This window comes from Polynucleobacter sp. es-MAR-4, assembly GCF_018882055.1.
Classification (GTDB): Bacteria; Pseudomonadota; Gammaproteobacteria; order Burkholderiales; family Burkholderiaceae; genus Polynucleobacter.
Genome location: NZ_JACVPF010000001.1, coordinates 1,078,772 through 1,096,807, shown reverse-complemented (window position 1 = coordinate 1,096,807; position 18,036 = coordinate 1,078,772). Strand labels below are relative to the sequence as shown.

Below are 18,036 nucleotides of genomic sequence, written 5' to 3'. Positions count from 1 at the left end.
TATGTTTTCTAGCTTAATTACTAGTCGTATAGTCGCTACTTTATCAGCCCTGTTGGTGATTTTAGTGGGCTGTGGCGCTGGCATTTGGCAGTTGAATCGGGCAGAGCAAAAAATTCGCTTAGGTGACAATCTGGCCTCTAGGCTGCAAATGCCCTTACTCAATGCCAATGCCGATAGCTTGAGCTTAGAACAGGCTTCAGAGCGTCGCATTCTTGCCCGTGGCCGCTTTATTCCATCCGAGGCTATTTGGCTGGATAACCGCCCGCGTCCCATTCCGGATGGTGGGGCTGGCAGTGCGGGGCAATCTGGCTTTTATGTGATGATGCCGTTGAAATTAGATGGTCATGGTGCCGTTGTTTGGGTCAATCGAGGCTGGGCTCCTCGGAATAACGAGAATCGTACTGAGTTGCCTCCTGTCAGCACTGCAGATGAAGCGGTGACTATTGAGGGGGTTGCTTTCCCTCACCCTGGAAGGGTTTATGAATTGGGAAAAAAAGGCGATACGAAAGTGATTCCTAGAATTGAGCAAAATTTTGATTTATCGCTTGAGGCCGAAAGTCATGGGTGGAATCAGTTGCCATTTATTGTTCGTGAATCGGATTCAGCAAAAAAAGATGGTTTAGTCAGAAATTGGCCCTCTCCAACAAATGGAGTCGATCGCCATTATGCTTATGCATTTCAGTGGTTTGCTTTGGCATTGGCTGGATTTTTATTTTGGCTTATCAATGGGCTCATGAAATATCGGCGAGAGCTTGCTGTGAATGGAGATAGAGTGTGAGTGATAAAGAGTTATTGATCCCAGCTTCGCAAATGGATTCCTCGGCGATTGATGCGCAGACTCGCCGTGGCCGTCTACAGATGCTATTTTTATTGCTTGCTTGCGCGGCGCCAGTTATTGCCTCTTATTTCGCTTATTACGTCTTGAAACCTGAGGGCGGAAAAACGAATTTCGGCACCTTAGTTCAGCCTGTGCAGGATGTAAACCCCGCTTGGTTTGATATTCCTTTTAATGGCAAATGGACTTTGCTAGTGGCTAGGCCAGCCGGCGAATGCACCATTAAAAATGAATCTTGTCTTGAGGCCTTATTTTTAATGCGTCAGTTGCGTATTGCGGTCGGTCGCGAGAGTAGTCGCGTTCAGCTAGCTTGGGTGAACACAGATGGTAAGCCAGTAGACCCTGCAGTCTTGTTGGCCTACGACCAAAAGACTGCAGGCTTTCAGATTTTGACTTTGCCAGCAGATCCTAAGTTGAGATCCGAGTTTGATGCTTGGCTTAATCGTGATGGTGCAGGTCAGAAGATTCAGTTGATTGATCCAAGTCCGGCGAAGATGATGGTCTTCCCAGTGACGAATTCTCCAAAAGAATTTGGCAGCATTAAGAAAGATCTCGAGAAACTGCTGCGCCTCAATCGTAAGGGTGAGCAATTGCAATGAGTAGTTTGCTACTGCTCGCGGAGTTAGCTGCAATCGCAATTATTTTTGCGGGCTTGCCTTTGGTTTATCTTTGGACGAGACCGGGCTATAACTTTTTTCGAAAACTCAATTGGGTTTTGGTCTTTATGACCTTTGACTTGATTGTTTTTGGGGCTTTTACTCGCCTTACGGATTCCGGCTTGGGTTGTCCTGATTGGCCTGGTTGCTATGGAACATCCAATCCATGGCATGCGATTGGCGAGATACAGCTTGCTGAAGCCAATATGCCTACAGGTCCTGTAACCGTTATCAAGGCTTGGATAGAGATGATTCATCGCTATTTGGCAATGACAGTCGGAGCCTTAATTTTGATTCAGGTGGTAGTGGCTTGGAGTAAGTTGCGAAGCTTAGGTATGAAACCTTTGCTCGGCAGTCTCGGATTGCTGGTTTTGGTGTGCATTCAGGGCGCGTTTGGTGCTTGGACGGTAACGCTCAAATTGCAACCGATCATTGTCACCATTCACTTAATGTTGGCTTTGGTTTTGCTGGCTTGTTTAGTGACTTATGCGCAGCAAGAGTGGGGCGAGAAATCTTCTTCAGTGCTTCGCCTTCAGCCCAAGCCACTTTCTGCAAAGTTGCTCTTACTTGCCGCAGTGGCCTTATTCATCCAAGTCTTTCTGGGTGCTTGGGTGAGTACGAATTACGCAGTACTAGCCTGCCCTGATTTTCCGACCTGCATGGGCGCTCTTTGGCCGGAAACAGACTGGCAAGAGGGCTTTACTCTTTGGCGTGCTCTCGGCCTGAATGCTCAAGGCGAATCTATCGCCCCTGTTGCTTTGCAAACAATTCATTGGGCGCATCGTGTGTTTGCTGTAATTGCCATTGCAGCTTTAGGGCTTTTAGGAATTAGCGCGCTCCAGTTAAGCAATTCCTCAATGTTAAAAATGTGTCGTATCGCTAAATTGTTGTTAGGTTTGTTATTGCTTCAGGCGATAACTGGTATTTCTAATGTGGTTTTTCAGTGGCCCTTGCTTGCAGCTCTGTTGCATACCGCCGGCTCTGCTGCATTGGTATTTTGTTTAGTTCGCCTGACCGAATGGGCTTCCTGGAATGCCCCGATTCATATTAAGATGGTTAAATCATTATGAGTAGCCCCACCTCTTCCGCCCCTGTGGCGATGCCACGTTGGCGTCAATACTGGGTGCTCACCAAGCCCCGCGTCACTCAGTTAGCCGTGTTCTGTGCGGTGATTGGCATGTTCTTAGCTACCCCTGGCATGGTTCCCTATCCAGTTCTGATTGGTGGGATTGTTGGTATATGGTTATTGGCAGGCGCTGCTTTTGCCATGAACTGTTTGATTGAGCAAGCTGTTGATGCGAAGATGAAGCGCACATCTTGGAGGCCATCTGCAACAGGTGAAGTCACACCATTCCACATTACTATTTTTTCGATTGTTCTCGGTAGTTTGGGAATGGTTATCTTATGGAACTTCTGTAATCCATTAACCATGTGGCTCACCGTCGCAACCTTTGTTGGTTATGCGGTGATTTATACCTGGTTGCTTAAACCTGCGACACCACAGAACATTGTGATTGGTGGACTCTCTGGTGCGATGCCACCCGCTCTTGGTTGGGCGGCAGTCACGAATAGTTTATCGGCAGAAGCTTGGCTCTTAGTGCTGATTATTTTTGTTTGGACGCCACCACACTTCTGGGCGCTTGCACTATATCGTCGCGATGACTATGTGCAAAGTGGCTTGCCGATGCTGCCTGTCACACATGGTGAGCGATTTACGCTGCTCAATATTTTGCTGTACACCTTGATTTTGATAGCTGCGACTTTGCTACCTTATATCTATGGCATGAGCGGCATAGTGTATTTAGTTTCCGCAATCATTTTAGGTCTGATGTTCTTGGCTTATGTGATTGCTTTATTTGTTTCTTATAGCGACGAGTTGGCTAAGAAAACATTCCGTTTTTCGATTACCTATTTATCTCTGCTGTTTGCAGCGTTATTAATCGATCACTATTTCATTTGAAATGAGTATGAATTTATCAAAATTTTCTTTTTATGCTTTGCGCATCTTAGCGTTATCGCTCATTGGTTTCGCTTTGATGGCTTGTAGCCCGAAGCAGAGCTTCAAGAATGTCGATATCACTGGAAGTAAGGCATTTGGCACTGACTTTAGCTTGCTTGATCCCGATGGCAAAGTAAGAACCTTGGCTGACTTTAAAGGCAAAGCAGTTGTGATGTTCTTTGGTTATACGCAGTGCCCAGATATTTGTCCTACAACGCTCACAGAAATGCAGCAAGTCATGACTATCTTGGGCCCTCAGGCACACAAGGTTCAGGTGCTGTTTGTCACAGTGGATCCCGAACGAGATAGTGCAAATATTTTGAAGCAGTATGTTCCTGCATTTGATTCGCGCTTCTTGGGCTTGCGTCCAGCGGATGAGGCGGCTTTAGAAAAAGTCACCAAGGACTTTAAGATTTATTACAAGAAGGTGCCTGGCACGAGCCCTGGTTCATACACAATGGATCACACGGCGGGAAGTTATGCTTTTGATCCAGAGGGGCATTTACGCCTTTACATCAAGCATGCGCAAGGTGCTGAGACCTTGGCGCAAGACTTGAAAGAACTGCTGAAGTAAAAGCTGAGAAGAGAAGGCTGCTTTATGCAGCTTCAGTTTGTAAGAGGCTGCGCATCTTCTTGAGAGCAGCAGTCTCAATCTGACGAACACGCTCTGCTGAGATGCCGTATTCACTAGCTAGATCATGCAATGTTTTTGTGCCATTGCCATCGGCATCCATTGCTAACCAGCGTGATTGCACAATGTTGCGACTACGTTCATCCAATGCCATGAGCGCTTGATCAAGTTGTGGACCATGCAGTGCATCAGTTGCAGCAGCAGCCATCATCTCGGTAGGCTCTTGACTATTGTCTGCTAGCCATTGAATTGGTGCGTAGGCTGAGTCATCATCAGTGTCGTCACCTTCTAAGGCAACATCACCACCAGCAAGACGCATTTCCATTTCTTTAACGTCTGAGCCTTTGACATCTAGTGCTTTTGCTAATGCTTCAACCTCATTAGGTGTCAGAGCGGCTAGAGTGGGTTTATTGCTACGTAAATTAAAGAACAATTTACGTTGAGCTTTGGTTGTTGCAACTTTCACTAAACGCCAGTTCTTAAGAATGTACTCATGAATCTCCGCTTTAATCCAATGGATTGCGTAAGAGACTAAGCGTGCACCTTGGTTAGGATCGTAGCGTTTTACAGCCTTCATCAAGCCGATATTGCCTTCTTGAATGAGGTCGGCATGCGGAATGCCATAGCCTAAGTATTGACGTGCAACAGACACTACCAGGCGCAGGTGTGAGAGAACCAAAGTTTTCGCAGCATCCACATTTTCAGTGCGACGAAATTCTTGCGCGAGGTGAAGCTCTTCAGCGGCGCTGAGCATAGGCACGCGATTAACGTACGAGATATAAGAATCGAGTGTGCCAACCCCGAGGGAAGGCAGCATCGGAAAGGCAAGCGAAGCCGCAGCAGTCTGCGCTGCTGGCAATGTTTGCCCTGCTTGCAATTGCGGTTTGTATGCTTTCTTTTGAACCATTTTCTTTTTATATATTTTAGGTATTAATTGAGTTCTATTTTAGCACTCTTGTCAAGAGAGTGCTAATGGTTTTTTACTTCTATAAGTCTATGATTTAATTGAATAATTCAGAAGAATATTGGGCGGCTGTAAAGGGGGCTAAATCATCAATTCCCTCGCCTTTGCCTAAGGCTAAAACCGCAGGTTTCGGCCCATCACTGAGGGTGTGGGCGAGTGCGCAGATGACCCCGCCTTTAGCAGTGCCATCCAGCTTTGTCACGATTAGGGCGGAGAGCCCTAAAGCGGCATGAAAGGCCTTTACTTGGCTTAAGCCGTTTTGACCAGTATTGCCATCAAGAACGAGCAAAGTCTGGTGAGGCGCCCCAGGAAGGGCCTTGCCGATGACTCTTTTGACCTTCTTTAGTTCCTCCATGAGATGGTCTTGAGTGGCGAGTCTGCCTGCTGTATCAATAATCAGAATATCGCTCTTGCGAGAAATCGCTGCATGGATGGCGTCGTGTGCCACCGCTGCTGCATCACCACTTTCTTGCATGATGACGTCGACTTGATTACGGCCACCCCATTCCAGGAGTTGGTTGCGCGCTGCTGCACGAAATGTATCGCCAGCTGCCAGCAAGACGGATTTGCCTTGCGATTGGAAGAGTTTGCAGAGCTTGCCGATGGTGGTTGTTTTGCCTGCACCATTGACGCCAATCACTAACCATATCTCTGGGATGGTTTTTTGCTCATGTACATACAGCGGGTTGGGGCTTGGCTCTAAAGGCATTAAGAGGTTTGCGACCTCTTGAATAAGTAGTTGCTTCAAGTCTTCTGGACTATTAGCTTTCTCTGATTTAGCGGCTTTGCGAAGTTTGCTAATCAATTGTTCAGTCGTAGGGAGGCCCACGTCGCTCAGAATGAGAGATTCTTCAAGGGTATCAAACCAGGCTTCATCAGTCTGGTTTGATTTGAATAGGGATCCGAGGGTTTTACGTAGGCCGAACATAATCGATACAATTTAATCCTTGCATCTTATCAATTAAATTCTTGGGATAGGTGATCTTACAGATGCGCTCCACTTTATTGCGTTTTTCTTTCTCTTTGATGCTCTGCTGCTCCAGTGCCTGGGCGGCCACGGAAGCAGGTCAAGCAAATACCCACGAATTTCAACTTTCTAACGGCCTTAAGTTGATTGTGCGTGAGGATCATCGTGCGCCGACGGTTGCGCACATGGTTTGGTACCGCGCTGGCTCTATGGATGAGGTGAATGGTAAGACTGGTGTAGCCCATGTACTCGAGCACATGATGTTTAAGGGCACAGACAAGGTCAAGTCAGGAGAGTTCTCTCGTTTGGTTGCTGCAGTAGGCGGACGAGAAAATGCTTTCACCTCCCGTGATTACACGGCCTATTTTCAGCAGGTAGAAAAGTCCAAGCTAAATGAGGTGATGAAGCTAGAGGCAGACCGCATGTCTAACCTCAACTTTGATGATGCGGAATTTTTGAAAGAAATTCAGGTGGTGATGGAAGAGCGTCGTCTACGCACTGAAGATAACCCAAGTAGCCTACTGAATGAATCACTCATGGCTACTGCTTATATGAGTTCACCTTATCGTCATCCAGTAGTTGGGTGGATGAATGACCTAGTCAATATGAAGGCTGCTGATGCGCGTGAGTGGTATCGCAGTTGGTACAAGCCCAATAACGCTACAGTCGTTATTGCTGGTGATGTTGATCCTCAGGTTATTTTGCAAGCAGTAGAAAAATATTATGGGGTCGCTTCTGCAAGAGATTTGCCTGAGCGTAAACCACAGATCGAGCCACCACAAAAAGGTATTAAGCGGGTGCAGGTCAAAGCGCCGGCAGATAGCGCACAACTTGCAATGGCTTGGAAGGTTCCCAAATTGCAAGTAGGAAAGTTGGATGATGATGAGCCGTATGCGTTGGAGTTGTTGGCCGCAGTCCTCGATGGTTATGACAATGCCCGCTTGAATCGCACTCTGGTGAAGCAAGAGCGGGTAGTTAATGATGTGGGTGTGGGTTACGACATGATCTCCAGAGGGCCGGAACTCTTTTTAATTAGCACCAGCATGGCTAAGGGCAGAACAGTAGAGCAGGCTGAGAGCAGTATTCGGAAGGCTTTAAAAGAAATAGTCGATAAAGGTATTTTAGAGTCCGAGCTCAAACGTATCAAGGTACGCATTCTGTCCGATCAAATCTATAAGCGCGACTCGATCTTTGGCCAAGCAATGGAGATTGGTAGTACTGAGATGGCAGGATTTTCTTGGCGAGATATTGATGTGATGTTAGAGAGGATGCAGGCTATCACTCCGACACAAGTTCAAGCTGTTGCAAAAAAATATTTGGTTGATAAGGCGCTCACTATTGCAGTGCTAGATCCACAAGCGCGTCAGTCTAACGATAGTAAGCAAGGAGAAAATCGTGCTGCTCAATAACTTCTTAAAGCAAGCATGTCTTGCAATGGCATTGATAGTTGGAATGCTGTCGTCAGCTCATGCAATATTGCCGATTGAAAAGATCGACTCCTCTAAGGGCGCACAAGCCTATTTGGTTCAAACCAAAGCACTACCGATGGTCGATATTGAAATCAGTATTGATGCGGGAGATCGCTATGACCCAGCAGCAAAGAGCGGCTTAGCCACTGTGGTTGGGCAGTTAATGAACTATGGCGTCAAGTCTGAAAAAGGTTTACTGACTGAGGCGCAGATTGCTGATGAGATTGCTGATTTAGGTGCCAACCTTGGGGTCTCTGTCAGCGGAGAGCGCGCAATCATGCGCATTCGCACCTTAAGTCGCAAAGATTTACGTGACCGCGCCGTTCAATTAGCATCGGCCATGTTGAGTGCTCCTACATATGATGCCAAAATCTTGGCACGTGAGAAGCAAAGGATGACAACTGCATTGCTCGAGGCAGAGACGAAGCCAGAGTCAGTCCTCGATCGCCGTTTTAGAAAATCGGTTTATGGAAATTACCCATTAGCCAATTCACCAACAGTGCAAAGTATTGACAATATCAGCGCAACTGACTTGCAGCAGTTTCATAAGCAGTTCTACCGCGGCGATCGTATGATCGTCAGCATCGTGGGTGATGTGAGTAAAGCAGAGGCCGCTGAAATTGTTCAAGGTTTATTGCAAAGAGTGCCTCAGTCTGGTCCTGCTATTGCCAAGTTGCCAGAGTTTGAGCGTTCACCAGTGGAGCCTTTAAGTCAACGCGAAGTCACCATTCTATTTGATTCGCAACAAGCGCATATCGCCATGGGAATGACTGCGGTAACCCGTAGCAACTCCGATTATTTTCCATTGCTAGTCGGAAACTATGTCTTGGGTGGCGGAGGTTTTGTATCGCGCCTCATGTCAGAGGTTCGGGAAAAGCGTGGCCTTGCCTACAGCGTGTTTAGTTACTTTGCTCCCGGTAAGGATGTGGGGATATTTCAGGCAGGCCTTCAGACTAAGAATGATCAGGCTGTCTTAGCTCTAGATGTGATGAGTTCGACTATTGGACAATTTATTGCAAACGGCCCTACTCAATCTGAGCTCGATGCGGCCAAAGCTAATCTCATAAATGGCTACCCCTTAAGAATTGATAACAATCGCAAGTTGCTAGATAACGTTTCCTCAATCGCTTGGAATAATTTGCCGCTTGATACGATGGAGGTTTGGACTAAGCAGGTAGAGGCGGTGAGCTTAGAGCAAGTCAAGGCAGCATTCCAAAAATACTTAGCTATGGATCGAATGAAGATTGTGGTCTTGGGAGCTAAAAATAAATAAGTCAGTCAAGTCCGCTGCGCCAGGCAAGCGTTCCGAGCTCCCTCAGAAAATCCGCATTATTGGTGGAGTGTGGCGCAGTCGTTTACTGACTGTGCTGGATCTATCTGGTCTACGTCCCACCACAGATCGCGTTCGGGAAACCTTATTTAATTGGCTTGGACAGGATCTGGTGGGCTTGCGTTGCTTGGATTTATTTGCTGGTACTGGTGCTTTAGGTTTTGAGGCGGCTTCACGACAGGCTAATTCAGTAATCCTGCTAGAAAAAGACAAAAAAGCCCATGCAAAACTTCTAAATAATTTTGCTTTGCTACAGTCATCTCCTGCTCCTGGAGTGGTGGAGATTTTGCACCGAGACAGTTTGGAGTTCCTAAAGCAACAGGCTGATCGCTCTAGTAATCTGATCTTTATAGATCCACCCTTTCAGGAAGAGGGCTTATTGAACCAGGCCTTGATAGAGGCCGCTCGCGTTTGTGATGACAGCGCCGGCGGGGGGATTTACGTAGAGTTTCCCGCTAGCCGCTCTCGTGAGCAGATCGAGGCTATAGTGCCGGACTGGCATTGTGGAAAATACTTAGAGGCTGGGCAGGTAAAAGCCTGTCTATTTCGCTCTAAGAGGGGCTAAACTCTTGCCTGTAGCTGAAAAAGCCTTAGGAGCGTTATGACTGTAGCTGTATACCCCGGAACATTTGATCCCTTTACTCGTGGTCACGAGGATTTGGTACGTCGTGCTTCAAGTATTTTTGGCGAGCTTATTGTTGGTGTTGCCGATAGTCGTAGCAAGCGCCCCTTCTTTACTTTGGATGAGCGTATAGCGATCGCTAAAGAAGTCCTTGGCCACTATTCCAATGTGAAGATCGTTGGTTTTACTGGTTTGCTAAAAGATTTTGCCCGTGAACACAATGCGCGTGTGATTGTGCGTGGTTTGCGCGCAGTGTCTGATTTCGAATATGAATTTCAGATGGCTGGTATGAATCGCTATTTATTGCCTGATGTTGAAACGCTATTCCTTACGCCATCCGATCAATATCAGTTTATCTCTGGTACCTTTGTGCGTGAGATTGCTTCAATGGGTGGAGATGTGAGTAAGTTCGTATTTCCATCAGTAGAAAAGTGGTTGGTCAAAAAGATCGAAGCCAATAAGAGCAAAGAGTAAGGCTGGTAGGCAAACAAGATGGCTTTAATGATTACGGACGAGTGCATCAACTGCGATGTATGTGAGCCTGAATGTCCGAATGATGCAATCTACATGGGTCTCGAGATCTATGAGATTGATCCCAATAAATGCACTGAGTGCGTGGGGCACTACGATGCGCCACAGTGTCAGCAGGTTTGCCCGGTTGACTGCATTCCACTCAACCCCGCATTCTCAGAAAATCAAACGCAACTCATGGCGAAGTATCAAGCCTTAACTGCTGCCAAAAAAGCTCTAGCTACAAAGTAGCGCGCTAATTCGTTTTTGAATGCAACTCCAGCATCGCTGCCTGAGTGTCATCTTTCATAAATAATCCGAGAATCTTCAAGCCATCTTCAATGCTGGCATCAATCTGTTTTTGCTCTGCCTGCAAGGGTCTTCTCAAAACATAGTCAGCGACATCCATTGCTCGGGCGCCATCTGCAGCAAGGTCGCGAGGGTGGCCAATACCTAGACGCAAGCGCCAGTACTCGGCTGTTCCTAAGTGCGCTTGAATGTCTTTTAAGCCATTGTGCCCACCAGTGCCGCCGCCGAGTTTGATGCGTGCTGTGCCTGGCTTTAGGTCAAGCTCATCCTGCACCACCAGTACATCTTTGGGTGTAATTTTGTGAAAGCGGCATAGCGCTCCCACAGCCTGACCGCTGAGATTCATGAACGTGCTGGGCTTAAGCAAGAAAAGATCCTCGCCTTCCCATTTAGCCTTCGCCACTTTTCCATGAAAACGTTTTTCAGTTTCAAAGCGGGTACTCAATTGTTTTGCAAGGGCGTCAACAAACCAGAAGCCAGCATTGTGCCGATCTTCTATGTGTTCTTCGCCGGGATTGCCAAGGCCAACAATTAATTTAGTCATGATGTGTGGTTAAGGATAAAAGTATTTCCGCAAAAAAGAAAACCCGCTTGTAAGCGGGCTTCCTCTGTCGCAAAGATAAGGCTTAAATAATTAAGCTTTGTCCTTTGGGGCTTCAGCAGCAGGAGCCGCAGCAGCTGCAGGAGCAGCTTCAGTATCGGCAGATTTCACTGCTGGGATACGTGCGTTAGCTAATACTGGGTTTTCTTGCTCAACATGCAATACCAAGGTAACACCTTTTGGCAATGCGATGTCTTTAGCATGGATACCGTGACCAACTTCAATCTTGTTCAAATCCACTTCAATGAACTCTGGCAAGTCTGCTGGCAAGCAAGACACTTCCAATTCAGTTGAGATGTGGCTAATTACAGCGCCTTGCAATTTCACTGCAGCTGATGTGTCAGCGTTGATGAAGTGCAATGGAACGCGCATGTGAACTTTTTCAGTCGCAGAAACGCGCTGGAAGTCGATGTGCAGAACCAAAGGCTTAAATGGATGCATCTGGTAATCGCGCAACAACACTTTTTGTGCTTTGCCGCCGATTTCGAGATCAAGGATGGATGAGTGGAATGCTTCCTTACGGAGAGCATGGAACAGTGCGTTGTGATCCAACTCAATTACAGTTGCGGCGTCTTTACCGCCGTAGATGATGCCCGGAGTTTTACCGGAGTTGCGCAGACGGCGGCTCGCACCCGTTCCCTGTACGCTTCTTTCAAAGGCTACTACTTTCATATCGAATTCCTAAATTAAGGTTAATTTCCGTTCGCGACCAAACAGAAAAGCCTTTGATTATATCGTGGGAATGACGGTTTTTGCCTAGAAAAGGCTCAAAACTGCCAAAAACAGGGGTGGAAACGCTGTTTTTGGCTTATTCAGCGAACATCGACATCACTGAATCACCCTTGCTAATACGAGATAGGGTCTCAGCAAGGATGGGGGCAACGCTTAATTGACGAATTTTTGCCACTTTCATTGCTTCTGGAGTCAATGGAATGGTGTCGGTAACGACTAATTCATCTAATTCGGAGGCGGCAATACGGGCTACAGCACCGCCAGAAAGGACGGCATGAGTACAGTATGCGGTAACGCCCTTGGCACCACGCTCTTTTAGCGCCTCAGCGGCTTTACAGAGCGTTCCGCCGGTATCAATGATGTCGTCCATGATGACGCAATGGCGGCCTTCTACTTCGCCGATAAGGTGCATTACTTCTGATACGTTTGCCTTAGGGCGGCGTTTATCAATAATCGCCAAATCTGTGCCCAATTGCTTAGCCATTGCACGGGCGCGAACCACACCGCCGATATCTGGAGAAACGATGATGAGATCTTTTTTAGTTTTTTGAGCTTCTAAATCCGCCAATAGAACTGGAGAGGCATAAATGTTGTCTACTGGGATATCGAAGAAGCCTTGAATTTGGTCGGCATGGAGATCCATGGTTAAAACACGCTCAACGCCAGCAACCGACTGGAGCATGTTTGCAACGATTCTGGCGGAGATGGCAACCCGAGCTGAGCGTGGGCGGCGGTCTTGTCTGGCGTAACCGAAGTAAGGGATCACTGCGGTTATGCGACTTGCTGATGCTCGTTTTAGGGCATCAATCATGATCATCAGCTCCATCAAACTATCGTTCGTTGGAGCGCAAGTGGATTGGATAACAACAACGTTCTTACCACGAACGTTTTCTTGAATTTCTACCTGAATTTCACCATCTGAGAATCGACCAACAAATGCTTTTCCCATCGGGAGATTGAGCTCTTTGGCTACCGCATGGGCTAAAACCGGATTTGCATTGCCTGTGAAAAGAGTCAGTAAATCAGCGTTCATTGGGGCGGACATAGGTGATTTTGAGATTTTGGTAGGGGTCGAATGGATGTCTTTTGGTCGTATCTACAGTAGTTGGCAGGGGAAGAAGGATTCGAACCTTCGCATGCTGGAATCAAAATCCAGTGCCTTAACCAGCTTGGCGATTCCCCTACAGGTCAATCTGAAGAAATCAAATTGTAAGCGGGATTTTTATTTAGCCCCCGAACAATTCGACCTATCCATCCTTTTGGAAGATTTTGCAGAAGAATTTCCAGATTCGCAGTGTCCGTCTTAGGGTCTAAGGCGGCAAAAACGCTACTTCCAGAGCCGGACATGCAGGGCGCCGAGTTTGGCACTGCCTTGCAAATCCAATCTAATGCTTGCTTCACTTCAGGACATTTCTGCACCGCTACTGCCTGACAATCATTTGACTGATATGACCTTGGCGATGCAAGAAAGCGATCTATTGTAATCGGAGCGTGATCTCGGGTCAATTGAGGGTCTTGAAAAATTTGAGCAGTGGCAATCCCCTGGTTTGGGAAGATCACCACAAAGTCTTGGGTTTCCAGGGAAATTGCCTGTAATTTCTCTCCAACTCCCTCAACAAAGGCATTTTGGCCAAAAATGAAAAATGGCACGTCGGCACCGAGTTTTAGGCCAAGCTGGCAGAGTGTGGTGATATCGAGACGCAGATCCCAAAGCGTATTCAGGCCGACGAGAGTGGATGCCGCATCAGAGGACCCGCCGCCTAGGCCAGCGCCCATAGGAATTGTTTTCTTCAGGTCAATTTCAACACCCTGAGTAGTCCTGCAGAAATCTTTTAAGAGGCGGGCGGCACGAACCGCTAAATCTTGTTCAGGGGCGACGCCCAGAATCGGGTTGATGCGACGAATCTCATTTTCCGGAATAGGCTTTAAGTTGAGTACATCACACCAGTCAATCAACTGAAAAACAGATTGCAGTAGGTGGTAGCCATCATCACGGCGCCCAACGATGTGTAGAAAGAGATTGAGCTTTGCTGGGCAGCGGAGTTCTATCGCATTACGCATCATTCACGCTTCACTCATTCGGAGTATCAAATACAAGACGGATGTCAATTGACCCGATATTAGAGCTACGTGTCATTGTGAGTTTCTCCAATTGCTGCGTATTGCTCCAGTTGTAATTTAAGGTCCAACCATCTTGCGTGATTTTGCTCACCTGTCCCTTTTCATTTCGTTCAACACTCGCATTACTACCGGGACGCGTTTGTCCGCGCAACCAGTCAGATAAACCACGAGCGGGTAGCGGAAGACCTAATGCATTCTGAATGAGGGTGTCGGCATCAATAGCTGTAGTTAATTGACCATCGCGCTCAAGAATTGCTTCACCAGGTTTAATCGTAATCTTGGCAATTGATCCACCAACAGGATTACGAATTTCTAATACATCAGTCAGCGCATCTTGAGTCAAGGTAAATCCACCTGAGCCGCCCTGGTTTCTGCTTTCGGTAAGCCCAGTGACCTTGACTGCGAAACGCCCATCCCATGAGCCTTTGAGGGCGGTATCTGCCACTGACCAATCTGGTTTCAAGCGCTTCAAGGTTTCTTTAAGGGTGGGGTTGTTGGCATCCAATTGTTGACCCTTGCGCCACATATCTTCTGCCTCAATCGGGCGATTCATTACCCATAAGACTTCGCCAATATGCGCAGCAATGTCTGCTTCAGGCTTCATGCTAAATGCTTGTTGCAGCTGTTCAAGGGCTAGTGCATTTTTTCCCATGCGAAAGTTCACCCAACCAAGACTGTCCAAAATAAAACCGTCTTTAGGTGAGAGTTGATGCGCTTTGCTAATGAGCTTAAATGCATCTGGTAATTTCTGATTGCGATCAGCTAGTGAGTAACCAAGCGCATTAAGACTGTTGACATCATTCGGATTCTTGCGCAAGATTTCGCGCAGTGTTTGTTCCATTACATCAATGTGCCCAGATTTTTCGGCAGACATTGCGTAGGTATAAAGTAGCCCCGGATCTTTTGGCTCTGGTTTTATTGCTGAAACGATTTCGTAGAAAGCCCTTGAAGCATCTGATTCATTTGTTGCTTTGGCCAGTAGCGCCTGAATTTGCAACAAGGTAATTTCTCGTTGTGCTGGTGTTTGTTGATTCAATAGAGAAATGGCAGGCTTAACAGCATCTGACCAGCGTTGATTCAGAATTAAAAGAGTAACCAGCACTTCTTTGGGTTTAGTCTGCTTTGGTCCTGCCAAGCTATCCCAAGTTTGAGCTGCCTGCAATGCCTGATTAGGCGCGCCTGCTGTAATAGCAATTTCCATTGCCCTTTGTGCCAAGCGAGGATCATCCAGCTGGCGAGCAAGCTCCAAATAGGTGTTATAGGCTAAGCCCGCTTCACCTCGTTGTAAGGCGATTTCAGAGGCTAAGACCTCGAATACGGCTTGACCGCTATCAAGGCTACTATTTTTGGCAAAGGTATGACTGGAGGAGAGGCCTAGGCCAAGTCCAGCCGCGAGCAACAAGACACTTAAGGAAGGCTTGAATGAAAATTTGGTCATGAGCACATTCTAATCCGCGAATCTACAATCCATTTATGCCAGAGCTTCCAGAAGTCGAAGTTACCCGATTGGGTATCCGGCCCCATTTAGAGGGGCGAAGGGTGAGTGCGGTCAAAATTATTGATGGTCGATTGCGTTGGCCTGTGCCGAGCAATTTAAATACGCTGCTTTCTGGCCAGAAAGTTTTGGGAATAGAGCGCCGAGGTAAGTATCTCTTAATGGAGTTTGACGCTGGCCATCTATTGCTGCATCTCGGTATGACAGGCACATTGCGGGTGCTTCCAGGTAGTGATCCACTGAAAGTGCATGATCGAGTGACCTTTGAGTTTGGCAAGCTCAGTTTGCGATTGCATGATCCTCGAAAGTTTGGCGCTGTCTTATGGCACCCAAAATCTAAGGGACCAATTGAGAGTAATGCGCTTTTGCAAAAACTCGGGGTTGAACCTTTTTCATCGGAGTTTGAGGGCGAGCTTGGCGCAGATGTCTTATATCAATGCTCACGTAAACGTAGCGTTGCAGTTAAACAGTTTTTGCTGGCAGGGCAGGCGGTAGTAGGTGTTGGCAATATTTATTGCTCGGAAAGTTTGTTTGAGGCAGGTATTCACCCAGCAAGGGCTGCTGGGAAACTGACGCGTCCGCAGTGTTCCCGACTTGCTACTGCAGTGAGATTGATTTTGAAAAAAGCGATTGCTGCGGGCGGCAGTTCCTTGAAAGATTTTGTGAATAGTGAGGGTGACCCTGGACACTTCATGGTGCAAACCAAAGTTTATGATCGCAAAGATCAGCCTTGTAAGGTGTGCAAGACACCGATTAAGCAAATAGTACAGGGTCAACGATCTACCTATTTTTGTCCCCAATGTCAGAAGCGTTGATGAAGAACTTCGCTACCAAGCTAATTGCTTGGCATGGCAAGGACGGGCGTCAAGGTTTGCCTTGGCAAAGTATTCGAGATCCTTATGCAGTATGGGTTTCGGAAATCATGTTGCAACAAACTCAAGTAGCTACTGTTCTAGAGCGTTATCCCCGCTTCATGAAACGTTTTCCGACGGTTCAGAAGTTGGCTGATGCACCGTTGGACGATGTCTTGGCAGAATGGGCGGGACTTGGTTATTACACACGTGCTCGCAATCTTCATGCTTGTGCCAAGCAAGTCATGGCCGAGTTTGGAGGAAAGTTTCCGGCTGATCCAGTGTTGCTTGAACAACTCAAGGGCATTGGTAGGTCTACTGCTGGTGCCATTGCTGCTTTTGCATTTCATGAGCGTGCACCAATTTTGGACGCGAACGTCAAGCGCATTTTGGCAAGGCTATTTGGTATAGAGGGCGCCATCCAAGAAAAAGTAGTGAATGATGAACTGTGGTCACTAGCCAAAATACTCCTTCCTAAAAAAGCCACGGAGATGCCGGTGTACACCCAGGCTTTAATGGATTTTGGGGCAACTTGGTGCACCTCCCGAAAACCTGTGTGTATAGGTGGTGAAAAGAAATGCCCATTTGCAAAAGAATGCCAGGCCAATCTCAGTAATCAGGTTTTGTTATTGCCTCGTAAGGTAATCAAAGCAAAATCTCCTGAATTTAATTGCGACATGCTATTGCTCAGGCATGGTGATTCAGTGTTACTACAAAGGCGCCCAGATAAGGCCATATGGGGTGGACTATGGTCTTTACCGGAATCTGTGTGGAGACTCAAAGAAAAAAACTCCAAACCTTCAGCCAATAATTTAATGAATTTAACTACGAAAGAATTATTGCAACTAGTACTGCCAGATGAAAAGGTCTCTAGCGCTTTAAAGAGTTTTAAATCCATTGAGCGGGGAGTAGAGATTAAGCATGTCTTTACACATCGCCGTTTATGGATGCAGATTTGGTTTGTGACCTCAAGTGATGCCATGAAATTTTCAGGCGATAACTTAAAGTGGGTTCCTTTGCGTCAGCTCGGAAAATACGGTCTACCTCAACCAATCAAATTGCTACTGCAGGGATTGAGTCTAGCTCGCGGTGACGACTTAAGAAGTTAATCTGGAGTGCTGCCAAATCTTTTTGTGGCAGAAAATGCGCAATGATGCGACTCACAAGATAAACCGAACGATGTTGACCGCCTGTGCAGCCGATGGCAACAGTAAGGTAACTACGACCATCTGCTATGTAGTGTGGCAACCATTTTTCAATAAATTGAACAATGTCATTTTCCATGCTGACAACTTCAGGAATTTTTTCCAAGAACTCGCGAACAGGCTGGTCTTTGCCAGACAGAGTACGTAGCGCCTTGTCGTAGTGAGGGTTTGGTAGACAGCGAACATCAAATACAAGATCAGCTTCACTTGGCAAACCTTTTTTAAATCCAAAAGATTCAAAAATCACGGTAAGCCCTTGAGGCTTATCTTTCAGAAGGTCCTGTATCCAGGAGCGCAGCGCATGGGCAGGCAGATTGCTGGTATCAATACTGTGGGCTTGAGTGCGCAGGGGTTCTAAGAGATTACGCTCTTTATCAATTGCTTCAATCAGGGTGGCTGCTTGAGTCTGTTGCGTTTTTCCGGAGAGCGGATGACGTCGACGGGTTTCAGAGAAACGCTGGATCAACGTATTGGTATCAGCGTTTAAGAAAACAACTCGTACTTGATGGTTACGCCGTAGGTTTTCTAGGATCTGGGGTAGCTCTGCAATTGATTGACCGCGACGGGCATCAATAGCTACAGCAATGCGTTCACTCTTTTCACTCTCTAGTGTAGTGATGAGGTTTTCTAAGAGGGTGACCGGAAGGTTATCTACGCAGTCATAGCCTGCATCCTCAAAAGCTCTCAACGCAACGGATTTACCTGAGCCGGAGATGCCGGTAATCAGATTAATTTGCAT

At 47.0% G+C, this 18,036-nt stretch carries 20 protein-coding genes and 1 tRNA gene; 12 read left to right on the top strand and 9 right to left on the bottom strand.

Features of this window, described 5'->3' with window-relative positions:
- The first annotated feature begins 1 nt into the window (after window position 1).
- The 5 genes from ICN16_RS05505 (at window position 2) to ICN16_RS05485 (ending at window position 4,064) form a co-directional block, all read left to right on the top strand.
- Complete coding sequence (locus ICN16_RS05505) at window positions 2–778, top strand: SURF1 family protein (RefSeq protein ID WP_216861872.1); 777 nt, start codon at window positions 2–4, stop codon at window positions 776–778.
- Entirely contained in the window at window positions 775–1,434 is a 660-nt protein-coding gene (locus ICN16_RS05500) for a hypothetical protein (RefSeq protein WP_216135300.1), read from the top strand. Before ICN16_RS05505 ends, ICN16_RS05500 begins: the two co-directional genes overlap by 4 nt.
- Window positions 1,431–2,561 carry a heme A synthase gene (locus ICN16_RS05495; protein WP_216135298.1) on the top strand — a complete coding sequence of 377 codons (1,131 nt, stop codon included), beginning with the start codon at window positions 1,431–1,433 and terminating at the stop codon, window positions 2,559–2,561. Before ICN16_RS05500 ends, ICN16_RS05495 begins: the two co-directional genes overlap by 4 nt.
- Window positions 2,558–3,451, top strand: coding sequence for a heme o synthase (gene cyoE / locus ICN16_RS05490; protein ID WP_216135296.1), 894 nt, complete (start codon window positions 2,558–2,560; stop codon window positions 3,449–3,451). The genes ICN16_RS05495 and cyoE overlap by 4 nt, the downstream gene beginning before the upstream one ends.
- A 76-nt stretch (window positions 3,452–3,527) precedes the next feature.
- Window positions 3,528–4,064 (top strand): SCO family protein, encoded by a 537-nt coding sequence (locus ICN16_RS05485; protein WP_370625614.1) that lies wholly within the window; start codon window positions 3,528–3,530, stop codon window positions 4,062–4,064.
- 22 nt (window positions 4,065–4,086) lie between these two features.
- On the opposite strand, the gene rpoH is transcribed toward ICN16_RS05485, so the two are convergent.
- Both rpoH and ftsY read right to left on the bottom strand, forming a co-directional pair.
- Window positions 4,087–5,028: an RNA polymerase sigma factor RpoH gene (gene rpoH / locus ICN16_RS05480; RefSeq protein ID WP_216135291.1), complete on the bottom strand. Its 942-nt coding sequence runs from the start codon at window positions 5,026–5,028 to the stop codon at window positions 4,087–4,089.
- A 94-nt stretch (window positions 5,029–5,122) separates the two neighbouring features.
- Complete coding sequence (ftsY, locus tag ICN16_RS05475; protein WP_216135290.1) at window positions 5,123–6,013, bottom strand: signal recognition particle-docking protein FtsY; 891 nt, start codon at window positions 6,011–6,013, stop codon at window positions 5,123–5,125.
- 62 nt (window positions 6,014–6,075) lie between these two features.
- Here ftsY and ICN16_RS05470 point away from each other — a divergent pair, with 62 nt between their 5' ends.
- The 5 genes from ICN16_RS05470 to ICN16_RS05450 are packed head-to-tail and all read left to right on the top strand — an operon-like array spanning window position 6,076 to window position 10,235.
- Complete coding sequence (locus tag ICN16_RS05470; RefSeq protein ID WP_216135289.1) at window positions 6,076–7,461, top strand: pitrilysin family protein; 1,386 nt, start codon at window positions 6,076–6,078, stop codon at window positions 7,459–7,461.
- Window positions 7,448–8,794 carry a M16 family metallopeptidase gene (locus tag ICN16_RS05465; RefSeq protein WP_370625607.1) on the top strand — a complete coding sequence of 449 codons (1,347 nt, stop codon included), beginning with the start codon at window positions 7,448–7,450 and terminating at the stop codon, window positions 8,792–8,794. The genes ICN16_RS05470 and ICN16_RS05465 overlap by 14 nt, the downstream gene beginning before the upstream one ends.
- Window positions 8,766–9,416 (top strand): 16S rRNA (guanine(966)-N(2))-methyltransferase RsmD, encoded by a 651-nt coding sequence (gene rsmD / locus ICN16_RS05460; RefSeq protein ID WP_216861871.1) that lies wholly within the window; start codon window positions 8,766–8,768, stop codon window positions 9,414–9,416. Before ICN16_RS05465 ends, rsmD begins: the two co-directional genes overlap by 29 nt.
- Window positions 9,417–9,452: 36 nt before the next feature.
- On the top strand, window positions 9,453–9,947 hold the full coding sequence (gene coaD / locus ICN16_RS05455; RefSeq protein ID WP_216135288.1) for a pantetheine-phosphate adenylyltransferase: 495 nt from the start codon (window positions 9,453–9,455) through the stop codon (window positions 9,945–9,947).
- Window positions 9,948–9,965: 18 nt separating this feature from the next.
- Window positions 9,966–10,235 (top strand): YfhL family 4Fe-4S dicluster ferredoxin, encoded by a 270-nt coding sequence (locus ICN16_RS05450; RefSeq protein WP_216135287.1) that lies wholly within the window; start codon window positions 9,966–9,968, stop codon window positions 10,233–10,235.
- A 4-nt stretch (window positions 10,236–10,239) separates the two neighbouring features.
- Here the strand turns inward: ICN16_RS05450 and pth are convergent, their stop codons facing one another.
- The 6 genes from pth to ICN16_RS05420 form a co-directional block, all read right to left on the bottom strand.
- Window positions 10,240–10,836 (bottom strand): aminoacyl-tRNA hydrolase, encoded by a 597-nt coding sequence (gene pth, locus ICN16_RS05445; RefSeq protein ID WP_216135286.1) that lies wholly within the window; start codon window positions 10,834–10,836, stop codon window positions 10,240–10,242.
- A gap of 90 nt (window positions 10,837–10,926) precedes the next feature.
- Window positions 10,927–11,565, bottom strand: coding sequence for a 50S ribosomal protein L25/general stress protein Ctc (locus tag ICN16_RS05440; RefSeq protein ID WP_216135285.1), 639 nt, complete (start codon window positions 11,563–11,565; stop codon window positions 10,927–10,929).
- A 136-nt stretch (window positions 11,566–11,701) separates the two neighbouring features.
- Window positions 11,702–12,658, bottom strand: a complete 957-nt coding sequence (locus ICN16_RS05435; protein WP_216135680.1) for a ribose-phosphate pyrophosphokinase — start codon at window positions 12,656–12,658, stop codon at window positions 11,702–11,704.
- A 73-nt stretch (window positions 12,659–12,731) separates the two neighbouring features.
- Window positions 12,732–12,808 (bottom strand) — tRNA-Gln (locus ICN16_RS05430).
- Between the two features lie 5 nt (window positions 12,809–12,813).
- The gene (ispE, locus tag ICN16_RS05425; protein ID WP_216135284.1) at window positions 12,814–13,689 is read right to left on the bottom strand and encodes a 4-(cytidine 5'-diphospho)-2-C-methyl-D-erythritol kinase; all 876 of its coding nucleotides are present in this window, start codon (window positions 13,687–13,689) and stop codon (window positions 12,814–12,816) included.
- Between the two features lie 7 nt (window positions 13,690–13,696).
- Window positions 13,697–15,184: a lipoprotein insertase outer membrane protein LolB gene (locus tag ICN16_RS05420; protein WP_216135281.1), complete on the bottom strand. Its 1,488-nt coding sequence runs from the start codon at window positions 15,182–15,184 to the stop codon at window positions 13,697–13,699.
- A gap of 35 nt (window positions 15,185–15,219) precedes the next feature.
- Here ICN16_RS05420 and mutM point away from each other — a divergent pair, with 35 nt between their 5' ends.
- Both mutM and mutY read left to right on the top strand, forming a co-directional pair.
- Entirely contained in the window at window positions 15,220–16,056 is an 837-nt protein-coding gene (gene mutM, locus ICN16_RS05415; RefSeq protein ID WP_216135278.1) for a bifunctional DNA-formamidopyrimidine glycosylase/DNA-(apurinic or apyrimidinic site) lyase, read from the top strand.
- Entirely contained in the window at window positions 16,056–17,201 is a 1,146-nt protein-coding gene (gene mutY / locus ICN16_RS05410) for an A/G-specific adenine glycosylase (RefSeq protein WP_255533619.1), read from the top strand. The genes mutM and mutY overlap by 1 nt, the downstream gene beginning before the upstream one ends.
- On the opposite strand, the gene rapZ is transcribed toward mutY, so the two are convergent.
- Complete coding sequence (gene rapZ / locus ICN16_RS05405; RefSeq protein WP_216135275.1) at window positions 17,146–18,036, bottom strand: RNase adapter RapZ; 891 nt, start codon at window positions 18,034–18,036, stop codon at window positions 17,146–17,148. The genes mutY and rapZ overlap by 56 nt on opposite strands.